The sequence below is a fragment of the Bacillus sp. FJAT-45066 genome (assembly GCF_002335755.1).
Classification (GTDB): Bacteria; Bacillota; Bacilli; order Bacillales; family Bacillaceae_I; genus Bacillus_CD; species Bacillus_CD alkalisoli.
Genome location: NZ_NISQ01000001.1, coordinates 2,154,813 through 2,167,413, shown reverse-complemented (window position 1 = coordinate 2,167,413; position 12,601 = coordinate 2,154,813). Strand labels below are relative to the sequence as shown.

Here is a 12,601-nt window from a genome sequence, read left to right as displayed (position 1 = left end):
CTCCTCACTCATTTATGTTTGTATGGTTAAAGAAAACTCCCCATTAGTTCAATAACCTATATGTTATTTAATGTACTACTTATGTTAAAATTAGTCCTTTTAGCGTCCTGTTTTCAATGTCAGATAAAATGAAAGCCCTGTTGAATCTAAAAAGTTTATTATTACTCTTATTTAAAAGTTTGCTTTACTACCCCTTTGCCGCTATTAACAGTAACTTCCGCATAAGCCCCATTAATAAAGGTCACCTGTGGAGGTACGTGTCCACAATCTATATCATAGAGAATGGGAATGTTTAGCTCCTCTTCTAGTTCAGCATATACATCTTCTACTGTATAGTTATCAACCGGATCATTTGCTGGACTACGACCAAACATGATAGCTGAAGCATTTTGAAACCAGCCGGCAAGCTTCATCTGCACAAGAGATCTACGTAAATCAGTTGTGCTTAATTCACAGTTTTCTAGATACCAAATAATTGAATCCCCATTAATATGTTCTTTTGAGAAAGAATTAACATCTCCAAATGGAGTACCAATTAAATGCCTAATAACATCAACACATCCCCCTAATAACCTACCTTGAACGGAAATGGATGAGTCTTTTAACGTTTTCCATTCTGTATTTTCCGTCAAATGAAATACACATGGTGAAGGATTTTCATGTTGCCATTCTTTTTGATATTTTTCTGACGAAGATTGTTCCACAGACTCACCTACATTTGTTGTTAATGCATGGAACCATTTAGCAGTAGTTTTATCCCAATATTCACCTCTTAAGTCGACTAAGTTTGTACCATGAGCAGTTGCAATTCCTGTCTTCAATGTTATCGCAAGTAATAGAACACTAGTATCAGAGTAACCGAGAATCCATTTTGGTTTCATCTTTTGAAAGTCTATGTAAGCTAGAATTTCAATTAATAGTTCTCCACCCCAAGGAGGTATTATCATATCAATAGTGTCAGATTGAAGCATTTCATTAAGTTCGAGAGCACGCACTTTTGCACTTGCAGATTTTGCTTTCGTTTGGGTCCAATTCGTTTTTCCGCACTTTACTTGGAAGCCTTCCTGTTCCATTTTTTCACATGCATCTTTGAGGACAGTATGCAAAGATTCGGGTACACCAGATGAAGGTGCTGTTACACCTATCGTTGCTCCTTTTTTCAACACAGGATATTTCATTTCCAATTCACATCCTTAAAATCTTTTTTCGAGTGTAACAGAGTAAAAACATGGAAGCAACAAAATAATGAAAATAGTTAAATCATATCTAGGGGTTCCTTTACTCTTACAAAAATAGCCAAAATTTGCTACTATAATAGTAACAATATACGAATATAGTAGGACACATAAGGGGGAGATATTTTGAAGCGAATAATTTATTTGGCAGCAATACTAGTTACTATGAGCCTATTATTAATAGCGTGTAACAAGGAAGAAGAAAAAAAGGCGAATCCTTATGAAAGATTAAGCGAGTACATAACAGGGTGGAAATCATACGAATTTCAACAATTGTATGAAGAATATTTAACCGTTGAAACGAAAGAGGAGTATCCTTTTGAAGAATACGGTGATCGATACGAACATCTATATAATGTACTAGATGTATACAACCTGGAGCTTACAATTGCAGATTATGAAATAGTGTGGGAGGCAGCAGAAGAAGAGGAAGAGATAAGCGAAATTCGCATTCCTCTGAATCTTTCTTTTGACACATTAGCTGGTAGAGTGGAGTATAGCCTTGATGTACCATTAGTGAAAGAAGTCCGAATGGAAGGTGCCGAAGAGGAAGCTGTTGAAAAAGAAAACTGGTACGTAAGGTGGGATACTAACTTTATTTTGCCTGGATTAGAAAGAGAGGATAAAGTTCAATATGCTACACTTTCAGGTGCAAGAGGTAAAATTTTAGATGAAGAAGGATATCCTCTGGCAACAAATACAGATGTTTATGATGTAGGAGTTGTTTTAGAAAGATTTGATGAACAGTCTTTGCCAGCACTATCCAAGATATTAAATGTAAGCGAAGAATTTATTATAAGACAATATTCTCAAAGCTGGGTAAAACCAGACCAACACGTACCAATAAGAAAATTCTTATTAGAGGATGTTGACATAGTAACTGAAGCACAGGCTATCCCAGGAGTAAGTGTCCTAAAAACTATTGAACGAGTGTACCCATTTGGAGAATCAGCAGCTCATTTAATAGGCTATGTTCGCCCTATAACGTCCGAACAACTTGAGGCGAATAAAGACAAAGGCTATTCCACCTCAAGCTGGATTGGTCAGCGTGGATTAGAACAACTTCTTGAAGAACGTTTACGTCCAAAGGATGGAAAGAGAATATACATTCGTAAGCCTGACAATAGCACAAGAGACATCGCTAAAACAGCAGCTCAAAATGGTGAAACAATAACAATAACGATTAACGGATCAGTTCAACAAAAACTTTACGAACAAATGAACGATGAAGTTGGAACAGCTTCTGTCGTGGAACCTGAAACAGGAAAAGTACGAGGTTTAGTAAGCGTTCCTTCATTTGATCCTAATGAGTATGTAATGAGTTTATCGAATGCTTATCATCAATCGTTAGTGGACAACCCGAAACAACCAATTTTAAATAGATTTCATGCATCCTATTCACCTGGTTCCACCATGAAGTTATTAACAACCATAATTGGATTAAACACAAATTCAGTTGATACAGAAAAAGCTGTAGCCATTCCTTCGGGTGGATGGCAAAAAGACGCTTCGTGGGGAAGTTATCGTGTGACTAGGGTAAATGATTCCATACCTTCCGTTGATTTAGAAACAGCAATGGTCGTTTCAGATAATATCTATTTTGCGATGTTAGGTTTAGATATTGGTAGTAACAATATGGTAGAAGGTCTAAATAAATTAGGTTTTGGTGAGGCTCTTCCGTTTTCCTATTCTTTAACAGCATCACAAATTTCCAATTCAGGCACAATGGACAGTGAAGTTATACTTGCCGATTCCTCTTATGGTCAAGGGCAAGTGCTTGTTACGATGACACATTTAGCTAGTTTGTATGCTTCTGTTGTTAACGACGGAGTAATGATGAAGCCACTGCTTTTAGAAGAAGAACAATCAGCAGTATGGGTAGATGATGTTGTAAGTAAAGAGAATGCACAAATCTTACAACAATATTTACGAAAAGTGGTAACAGAAGGTACAGCTAGAAGTGCTAATATACCTAACTTTGCATTAGCAGGAAAAACGGGAACAGCAGAATTGAAAACAGATGGGCAAGGTACAAAAGGTAAAGAAAATGGCCTCTTTGTTTCCTATGACCAAAACAAACCAAACTTAGTAACAGCAATAATTATTGAAGGTGTAGAAGAAAAAGGCGGAAGCGGTCACGTTGTTAACCTAACAACAAACTTCTACCGAGCATTAGAAGAAAATAACTAAACCCAAAACGTCTTATTTCACTATGAAATAAGACGTTTTTTCTTTTTGGTGAGAGTATTAATCATTAGGAAAAACAGTAATCATTATTTATCAAAGAAAGTTTAGTATGAGCAAAAAGGTATTAAAAACAAACCAGTTGATGATAGCACGAGGTGCGAGACTCCTGCGGGAAAAGTGTGTCAAGGGAGACCCCACAGGCGCTTGCCGCCGAGGAGTAGGTTTTTTCACGACAGTGAAAATAACCTTCCTTTTTACCGCCCGCGGAAAGCGTAGCCTTGCACGGAAATCAACAGCGGTAATTAAAAGAACTCAATAAATAAAAGGTAAATTTTTTCAAAATTAGTAATTGACAATATATTACGAACGGTGGTAAGGTAAAAAAGTGGAATTAAATACTAATTTTATTATGAAAAAGGAGGGTTCGAGAGATGATTAAAATGGATAAGATGTTCAACAGAATAACAGTACAATTTAATAATTCTCGTGACCTGACTGCAATAGGAATAGTTCGTTAAACTATATAATCGTATAGTTTCTCTAAACTTACCTATTACACTACTTTCAACTAATTTAGTTATCGTAAGCACAGGTCACGTTAATAGAACGTGATGTGTGCTTTTTTATTTGCATTTGCAAAACCTTGGCATGCCGACTTACGTTCGGTGTGTCTTTTTTTATGTGAATTCATTTCCATTTGTTACCTATGGGATAAACCCATTTGTATATAAAACAAATATTAGGAGGCATGCAGTATGAACAGTTTATTTGTAATTAGGTTGATGTATGAAGGAGCGACAGACTCTGGGTAGTTATACAAAATTGAACAATCGGTTTAACAAACCGAAAGGAGTACGATAATATGTTTTCGGTATTTAGTAAATTAAGTTGGTTTTTTAAAGAACATTGGAAACGTTATACATTCGCAATCATGTTACTAATTTTTGCTGGTTTACTCGAAGTAATCCCACCAAGAATGATCGGTATTGCGATTGATGAAATACATGTAGGGACATTAACAAAAGAAAAACTAATGACTTACGTTGGCTTCTTGTTTGTGCTTGCGTTTATCATTTACGGTCTTACGTATGTATGGATGTCCAAATTATTTGGAGGCTCATTTTTAGTCGAAAGGTCCTTAAGGTCAAAGTTAATTGGCCACTTATTAAAAATGACCCCCACTTTTTATGAAAAAAATAGAACGGGTGACTTAATGGCTCGTTCGACAAATGATTTGAGAGCAATTTCTGTTACAGCTGGTTTTGGTGTTTTAACACTAATTGATTCAAGCATATTTATGATTATTATTCTATGTACAATGGGATTCTTAATTAGTTGGAAATTGACCCTAGCGGCGATTCTTCCACTTCCAATTATGGCGCTAGCGATGAATATTTATGGTAAGAAAATTCATCAGCGCTTCACGGAAGCTCAAGATGCTTTTGGAGACATGAATGATAAGGTATTAGAATCTATTGCTGGAGTACGTGTTGTCCGTGCATACGTACAAGAAAGAGCAGATCAAGCTCGCTTTCATAACATGACAGATGACGTGTACAAGAAAAATGTAAAAGTAGCGATAATTGACTCACTTTTTGAACCGACAATCAAATTGCTAGTAGGTGCTAGTTATTTAATAGGACTCGGATATGGTGCATACTTAGTTTTCCATAAAACGATCACGCTTGGAGAATTAGTTTCATTCAACGTGTATCTCGGAATGTTAATCTGGCCAATGTTTGCAATTGGGGAACTAATTAACATCATGCAACGCGGAAATGCATCACTTGATCGTGTAAATACGACATTAGATTATGAGCCAGATGTAAAAAATGATGCAAACCCAACTAAGGTAGATTCTCCAAATGAGATAGAGTTTCAACATGTGACATTCCGTTACCCTTCTTCGCAAGTAGATAATTTGAAAAACGTTTCTTTCCATATGAGAAAGGGAGAAACATTAGGTATTGTCGGCAAAACGGGAAGCGGGAAAACGACTTTAGTGAAGCAACTTTTAAGAGAATATCCATTAGGTAAAGGGGAAATAAAAATCTCAGGTACACCTTTAAATAAAATTACCCTTGAAAACATGCAAGGTTGGATTGGATATGTGCCACAAGATCATATTTTATTTTCAAGAACAGTTCGCGAAAATATTTTGTTCGGAAAAGAAAATGGTAGTGAAGCAGATTTAAATAAGGCAATTGAACTATCAGCCTTTACGAAAGATTTAGAAATGTTACCAGAAGGTCTGGAAACATTAGTTGGAGAGAAAGGTGTTTCGTTATCCGGTGGGCAAAAACAACGTATATCTATTGCGCGTGCACTCATCGCCAATCCAGAAATTTTAATTTTAGACGATTCATTATCAGCAGTCGATGCGAAAACAGAAGCAACGATTATTGGTAATATTCGAAAAGAACGTAGTGAAAAAACGACGATTATTACAACACATAGATTATCAGCTGTACAACATGCAGACTGGATTGTCGTACTAGACGACGGAAAAATAGTGGAATCTGGTTTACATGAGCAGCTAATGGCACATGGCGGTTGGTACAAGGAGCAGTTTGATCGCCAACAACTGTCTGTCGAGAGCGGGGTGTTATCATGACAGAAAAAAAGACAGGTAAAAGACTGTTAAACTATGCTTTAACGCAAAAGAAAGTCATTATTATTGCGTTAATCATGCTTTCCATAGCAGTAGCAGCAGAGTTAACAGGTCCATTTATTGCAAAAAGAATGATTGACCAACATATTATGGGGATTGAAAAAGAGTGGATTCCTATTGAAAACGAAGTGAAAGACAGTGTCTTGTATGATGGGCAATTATATATCCGTGAAGATAGAGCAACCGATGCAGTACTAGCAACGGAAGATAGAGTTCGAATTGTGCAAGTATCTAGAGAGTTTTACTATGTACCATCTTCCATTTCCTTTGAAGGGGAAAGAACGATACAAGAAGGGAATTTAGTTGTTACAAGAGGGGAAGAGCGTGCGGAGTACCAAGCGACACCTCTTTCTAGTCAAGAGTTATTAGCCTTTTATGAACCTGAAGTAAAATATTTAATTTATTTAGTTGGATTTTACTTTGCATTACTTGTTGTAGCAGCATTTTTCCAATATGGGCAAAGTTATTATTTACAAACTTCTGCAAACCGTATTATTCAAAAAATGCGAGAAGATGTATTTTCTCAAATTCAAAAATTACCGATTCAATACTTTGACCATCTACCAGCTGGGAAAGTAGTATCACGTATTACAAATGATACAGAAACAATTAAAGAGTTGTACGTAACCGTATTGGCTACTTTTTTTGCTAGTGTTATTTACATTACAGGTATTTATATTGCACTATTTTTACTGGATGCACAGTTAGCATTCATTTGCTTAGCGTTAATACCTATCTTAGTTGTTTGGTTTATTTTCTATCGAAAATTCGCATCATTATATAACCATAAAATTCGTTCATTGTTAAGTGATATTAATGGATATATTAACGAATCTATTCAAGGGATGCCGATTATTCAAGCATTCCGACGCCAAAAACGTTCAACGGAAGAGTTCGAAAAACTAAACGAAGAGCACTTTGCGTATCAAAATAAGCTATTAAGCTTAAATTCATTAACATCTCATAATTTAGTTGGGGTACTACGAAACATTTCATTCGTAGTATTGATTTGGTATTTTGGTGGAGCTTCCCTTGGTGTTGGGACTGTTTTATCACTAGGAGTACTTTACGCTTTCGTTGATTATTTAGGAAGACTTTTCGGACCGATTACTGGTATGGTAAACCAATTAGCGAACTTAGAGCAAGCTAGGGTCTCATCTGCTCGAGTATTTGAGTTAATGGATGAAGTAGGAATCGAGGTTTCGGACGAAAAATATCCTCGCTATGATGGAAATGTCGTATTTGAAAACGTATCGTTCGGTTATAAAGAAGGCGAATACGTGTTGAAAAATATTGACTTTAAAGCAGACAAAGGTGAAACAGTCGCACTTGTTGGTCATACAGGAAGTGGTAAAAGTTCGATTATGAACTTACTGTTCCGTTTTTACGATATACAAGAAGGTAGCATAAAAATTGATGGTGTAAATATTAACACCCTTCCGAAGCAAGCAATTCGCCAGCACATGGGAATTGTTCTGCAAGATCCTTTTCTTTTTACAGGGACAATTGCTTCTAACGTAAGTCTTGATGATCCAACCATTTCAAGAGAAAAAGTGGAAAAAGCACTACGAGACGTTGGTGCTTGGGACTTTATTTCGAGCTTACCAAAAGGATTAGATGAACCAGTTATTGAAAAAGGTAGTACGTTATCTTCAGGACAAAGACAGTTAATCTCTTTTGCAAGAGCACTCGCATTTGACCCTGCGATTCTAATTTTAGATGAGGCAACGGCAAGTATCGATACAGAAACAGAAGCTGTTATTCAAGCTGCATTAGAAGTGTTGAAAAAAGGAAGAACTACCTTTATTATTGCACACAGACTATCTACTATTAAAAATGCGGACCAAATATTAGTATTAGATCGCGGGACGATTGTAGAAAAAGGAAGCCATGATGAATTGATGCAAGAATCGGGACGATATTACCAAATGTACGAACTTCAACAAGGAAAAGGTACATTGGCTGGATAATTTGTAAAGGGTGGGGCTATAGACTTTTTGTCTTAGCCCCATCTTTTATTCATAGCTTTAGTAATTATTGGGTAACATAAACTGAAGTAAATACTCCTTTAGCGGAGGGGAAATTCTTTGGATTTTGGCCTAATATTAACATTAATTATTTTGTTCATATTGTCTGCTTTTTTTTCATCAGCAGAAACTGCTTTTTCAAGTGTAAACAAAATTCGATTGCGTAATTATGAGTCTGAAGGACGTAGAGGGAGTAAAAAGGCTGTTTTTATTGTGGAGAATTTTGATAAAGCACTTTCCACCATTTTGGTCGGGAATAACATTGTCAATATAGCAGCGGCTTCTATTTCAACGAAGGTTGCTACTGACCTTTTTGGCGATGGCAAAGGAATTTTTATTAGTACCATTGTTGTGACAATATTAGTATTAGTTTTCGGAGAGATACTTCCAAAGTCGCTGGCTAAAGAAAATGCAGAAACGTACTCCCTTTTCATAGCAGGAATATTATTTTTGCTAATGAAAATACTTGCACCAATTACATTCCTTTTTGTAAAGTTAAAACAATTTGTAACAAGAGCCTTCAAAGGAAACGATTCACCGTCTGTTACAGAGGAAGAACTAATTACGATGGTGAATATTAGCCAGGAAGAAGGAGTCATTGACTTTAATGAAAGGGAATTAGTCACAAGGTCGTTGGAATTTGATGACATTATGGTTGGAGAAGTATTGAAACCAAGAATAGATATTGTGGCCGTAGAAGTAACACAGTCCATAGAAAAAGTTAGAGACGTATTTCTAGAAGAACGGTATTCTCGAATTCCTGTTTATGAAGAAAATATTGATAATATTATCGGTATTTTGTCAGAAAGGGAATTTTTAAGTCATCTCGTTCGGTTTGGAGATGTGACCATTAAGTCTATTTTACGCGAACCTTTATTCGTTGTAGAATCAATGAAGATAGCAACATTGTTACCTGAGTTGCAGAAAAATAAAGTGCATATGGCAATTGTAATCGATGAATTTGGTGGTACATCAGGCCTAATTACGTTAGAGGATATTTTAGAAGAAATCGTCGGTGAAATATGGGACGAGCATGATGAGAAAATAAAAAATTTCACCAAAATTACGGAGAGTAAATATGAATTCAACGCAGATTATCCTCTAGAAGATTTTTTCAAGGAGCTAGGAATGGATTTTAATAAAGTAACCTCCTCTAGTCATACAATTGGTGGCTGGATCTATGAAGAGTTAGAACATATTCCGGCTATTGGAGAAATAGTGGAATTTGAGAATTTAATCGTTACTGTTAAGAACGTAGAAGGCAGAAGAATTAGAAAAATCACGGTAGAAATTGGGGATTATTAATAAATCATAAAGGCTTTCTTACAACTTTGGGTGTAAGGAGCCTTAATTTTTGGTTTGGATTATGAGGGGATTTTGGATTCGTCTAACATTTAAACACATGCATGAAAACAGCCCTGGACAAATGTCCAGGACCGTAAGCCATTCATATTAAGTTGGTAATACTAATTAGTAGCTTCCGCCGCCTAATTGTTGTTCAGCCATTTGAACTAAACGCTTTGTGATTTCTCCACCTACTGAACCGTTAGCACGTGCAGTAGTGTCTGCACCAAGGTTTACACCAAATTCAGAAGCGATTTCGTACTTCATTTGGTCGATAGCTGCTTGAGCTCCTGGTGCTACTAATTGATTTGACGAATTTCTAGATGATTGGTTTGGCATGTTAGATTCATCTCCTCACAAAAATTATGGTTTTTGGCTGGACCAACTGGATTTGCACCAGTTAAGCACTGTTGAGTGCTGCCTGCTCGGCGAGGTCCATTGATAGAAGTTGGTTGCTGTTTGGTGCTGCTTAAGTTGTTACTTGTATTATAGGAAAATCTCTTTTTTCTTATTCAAAAAAACTAAGGTAAATAGTGGGAATTTCAAAAAGGATAAGAATGAAGGTGAAAGGGAAAATAATGATAGTACATAACATCGGAGGGATAGTCATGGGGATGTGTCCACTTTGCAACGGATTTGATGCAACACAACAAACTTGTACACAATGCGGTAGTGTTTTAGAGGAAGTAGGAAAGGTAACAGACTTTTTAGATGACTATAGTGCGTACATGGATATTGACGTTCTAAAACTTGTAGATGGGGATATGAATTCTTACGAGAACAGTGATTGCTTACATCTATTTAATTGTCCGGTTTGTAAAAAAGAGACGATATATACGGTTAAGGAATAATAGTGAATAGTGGTTAGGAAAGAAAGTAAATAATGAAAATATAAAAAACCCCGAAGAATTTAGATTCTTTGGGGTTTTGATATGATATGAGCTAACCACTAGTAACTAGCCACTAATCACTATTTATTACGAATACGCAATTCTGTTTCTAAGTCGAAGAAGTGAGCTTTATTCATATCAATCGCTAAGTCGATGTTCATTTCAGGTTTCACGTCTGTACGAGAGTCTACACGAGCAACAAACTCTTGACCAGCGATTTGTGAGTAAAGCATGGACTCTGCACCTAGTAATTCTGCTACTTCGATTTTCGCAGTAATTTTCGTTCCAGCAGAAGACTCGATGAATACTGGCTCATCGTGGAAATCTTCAGGACGAATTCCAAGTACGATTTCTTTACCAACATAACCGTTGTCACGTAACATTTTCATTTTTCCTTCAGGGATGGAAATTTTTTGCTCTCCTAGAAGGAAAGAACCATCTTCTAATTTACCATTGAAGAAGTTCATTGCTGGAGAACCGATGAATCCGCCTACAAAGATGTTTTCAGGATTTTCGTATACTTCTTTAGGTGAACCAACTTGTTGAATAATACCATCTTTCATAACAACAAGACGTGTAGCCATTGTCATAGCTTCTGTTTGGTCATGTGTTACGTAAATTGTAGTAGTTTTTAAACGTTGATGTAATTTAGAAATTTCGGCACGCATTTGTACACGTAATTTAGCATCAAGGTTAGATAAAGGCTCATCCATTAAGAATACTTTTGCATCACGAACGATCGCACGACCTAAAGCAACACGCTGACGTTGACCACCAGATAATGCTTTTGGTTTACGTTCTAAGTATTGTTCTAATCCTAAGATTGCTGCCGCTTCTTTTACACGACGATCGATTTCTTCTTTTGGAGTTTTACGTAATTTTAATCCAAATGCCATGTTATCATATACGCTCATGTGAGGGTATAGTGCATAGTTTTGGAATACCATCGCGATATCGCGGTCTTTAGGAGCAACGTCATTCATACGCTTTCCATCAATTTCAAAGTCACCTTTAGAAATTTCCTCAAGTCCAGCAATCATACGTAAAGTTGTAGATTTCCCACAACCTGATGGACCAACGAATACAATAAACTCTTTATCTTTAATGTGTAAGTTGAAATCTTCAACAGCGGTTACATCACCTTCATAAACTTTATAAATATTTTGTAATTTTAGTTCAGCCATTTTAAAAGGCCTCCTTTTGTAATCGTTTTCTTTTCTTACTTCTTAGTCTACCGAAAGCGCTTTAATAGGACAATGTACAACATGCACAAAAAAAGAGTAACTTGTTTGTGCAAGTTACCCAACTTCTTTTTCATATTCAACTAAAAGTATTGCTAAGTAGGCTACAAATGCCCCTTGAAAGTTTCTAATATCGATGCCTGTTCGTTCTACGAATTTATCGATTCTATATTGTAAACTGTTTCGATGCATATATAATTTTTTTGCAGTTAATGAAACATTTAAGTTATTTTCGATAAACGTTTTGACACTAATAAGAAGTTCTTTTTCTTCTGGAAAAGAAGTTAAAAAAGACTGCTTCATTTCATTTACGGTTGCTTTGCTTAGTTCGTGAATCATTACATATGGTATCGCTTTTTCCAACCGTATATGTTTTGTCTTCGATTCGAATTTTTGAGCAATGGAAAAGCATTTAGTCTCCCATTGAAAAAGCTGAGGAAGTTTATTCGTAAATGGATGATAAGAGCCGATAAACAATTTTACATCCGCATAGAAGTCCGCTGCTGTCATTTCAATTATATCTGTATATGTATTTGGCTCTTGTACTGTCGATTGCTTTTCGATAATAACGCCCGAAACGTCATCTTGCCATATAATCTCGATCGTTGATTCTTCAAAGAATGATTGTATGGCTTCTTTCCACTCCGCAGCTTGAGAAAAAGCCTTCGTATAATGAAACTGTACAAAACGAAAAGAATCATTTTCTTGATAAAATAACTCTTGCGCTAACATGTCGACATTCAAGTCCACTTCATTATTAAAAAGGAATTGATACCACCAATTCTCTATTTCAGACATTTGTGTTTCATCATGTTCAATGCGAGTTAAAAATGTATTTAACCAAATGACATCTCTATCTTTAAGTGCATCCCGAACAATACCGATATATTCACTTGATGAGCTTTCAAACCACTCAAACTTTAAAAAGTTACTAGGGGATTCTGCTATTACTACTTGATCTTTAAATATTTTCCTTAAACCTTCTATCATCATAATCCCTCACACA

Annotated in this window: 9 protein-coding genes; 5 read left to right on the top strand and 4 right to left on the bottom strand. The window is 36.1% G+C overall.

Annotated elements, in window-relative coordinates:
- Window positions 1-167: 167 nt before the first annotated feature.
- The gene (locus CDZ92_RS10980) at window positions 168-1,178 is read right to left on the bottom strand and encodes a S66 family peptidase (protein WP_096155281.1); all 1,011 of its coding nucleotides are present in this window, start codon (window positions 1,176-1,178) and stop codon (window positions 168-170) included.
- A 183-nt stretch (window positions 1,179-1,361) separates the two neighbouring features.
- On the opposite strand from CDZ92_RS10980, the gene CDZ92_RS10975 reads away from it, so the two are divergent.
- The 4 genes from CDZ92_RS10975 to CDZ92_RS10960 all read left to right on the top strand — a co-directional run bounded on the left by CDZ92_RS10975 (window position 1,362) and on the right by CDZ92_RS10960 (window position 9,425).
- Window positions 1,362-3,425 carry a penicillin-binding transpeptidase domain-containing protein gene (locus CDZ92_RS10975; RefSeq protein WP_096155280.1) on the top strand — a complete coding sequence of 688 codons (2,064 nt, stop codon included), beginning with the start codon at window positions 1,362-1,364 and terminating at the stop codon, window positions 3,423-3,425.
- Between the two features lie 859 nt (window positions 3,426-4,284).
- On the top strand, window positions 4,285-6,036 hold the full coding sequence (locus CDZ92_RS10970) for an ABC transporter ATP-binding protein (protein ID WP_096155279.1): 1,752 nt from the start codon (window positions 4,285-4,287) through the stop codon (window positions 6,034-6,036).
- Window positions 6,033-8,063, top strand: a complete 2,031-nt coding sequence (locus tag CDZ92_RS10965) for an ABC transporter ATP-binding protein (protein WP_096155278.1) — start codon at window positions 6,033-6,035, stop codon at window positions 8,061-8,063. Before CDZ92_RS10970 ends, CDZ92_RS10965 begins: the two co-directional genes overlap by 4 nt.
- Window positions 8,064-8,180: 117 nt before the next feature.
- Window positions 8,181-9,425: a hemolysin family protein gene (locus CDZ92_RS10960; protein WP_227521523.1), complete on the top strand. Its 1,245-nt coding sequence runs from the start codon at window positions 8,181-8,183 to the stop codon at window positions 9,423-9,425.
- 165 nt (window positions 9,426-9,590) lie between these two features.
- Here the strand turns inward: CDZ92_RS10960 and CDZ92_RS10955 are convergent, their stop codons facing one another.
- Window positions 9,591-9,803, bottom strand: coding sequence for an alpha/beta-type small acid-soluble spore protein (locus CDZ92_RS10955; protein ID WP_096155277.1), 213 nt, complete (start codon window positions 9,801-9,803; stop codon window positions 9,591-9,593).
- 269 nt (window positions 9,804-10,072) lie between these two features.
- Between CDZ92_RS10955 and CDZ92_RS10950 the strand changes: the two genes are divergently transcribed.
- A complete protein-coding gene (locus tag CDZ92_RS10950; RefSeq protein WP_096155276.1) occupies window positions 10,073-10,315 on the top strand; it encodes a hypothetical protein in 243 nt (80 codons plus the stop codon).
- Window positions 10,316-10,434: 119 nt separating this feature from the next.
- Here CDZ92_RS10950 and CDZ92_RS10945 read toward each other — a convergent pair whose 3' ends face one another.
- Entirely contained in the window at window positions 10,435-11,538 is a 1,104-nt protein-coding gene (locus tag CDZ92_RS10945) for an ABC transporter ATP-binding protein (RefSeq protein ID WP_096155275.1), read from the bottom strand.
- Window positions 11,539-11,652: 114 nt separating this feature from the next.
- A complete protein-coding gene (locus CDZ92_RS10940; protein ID WP_096155274.1) occupies window positions 11,653-12,588 on the bottom strand; it encodes a PucR family transcriptional regulator in 936 nt (311 codons plus the stop codon).
- Window positions 12,589-12,601 lie beyond the last annotated feature (13 nt).

What these genes read in the sequence shown, in the direction of transcription:
- CDZ92_RS10980 (WP_096155281.1), bottom strand. Translation starts at nt 1,178, where the DNA reads ATGAAATATCCTGTGTTGAAAAAAGGAGCAACGATAGGTGTAACAGCA.
- CDZ92_RS10970 (WP_096155279.1), top strand. Translation starts at nt 4,285, where the DNA reads ATGTTTTCGGTATTTAGTAAATTAAGTTGGTTTTTTAAAGAACATTGG.
- CDZ92_RS10965 (WP_096155278.1), top strand. Translation starts at nt 6,033, where the DNA reads ATGACAGAAAAAAAGACAGGTAAAAGACTGTTAAACTATGCTTTAACG.
- CDZ92_RS10955 (WP_096155277.1), bottom strand. Translation starts at nt 9,803, where the DNA reads ATGCCAAACCAATCATCTAGAAATTCGTCAAATCAATTAGTAGCACCA.
- CDZ92_RS10950 (WP_096155276.1), top strand. Translation starts at nt 10,073, where the DNA reads ATGGGGATGTGTCCACTTTGCAACGGATTTGATGCAACACAACAAACT.
- CDZ92_RS10945 (WP_096155275.1), bottom strand. Translation starts at nt 11,538, where the DNA reads ATGGCTGAACTAAAATTACAAAATATTTATAAAGTTTATGAAGGTGAT.
- CDZ92_RS10940 (WP_096155274.1), bottom strand. Translation starts at nt 12,588, where the DNA reads ATGATGATAGAAGGTTTAAGGAAAATATTTAAAGATCAAGTAGTAATA.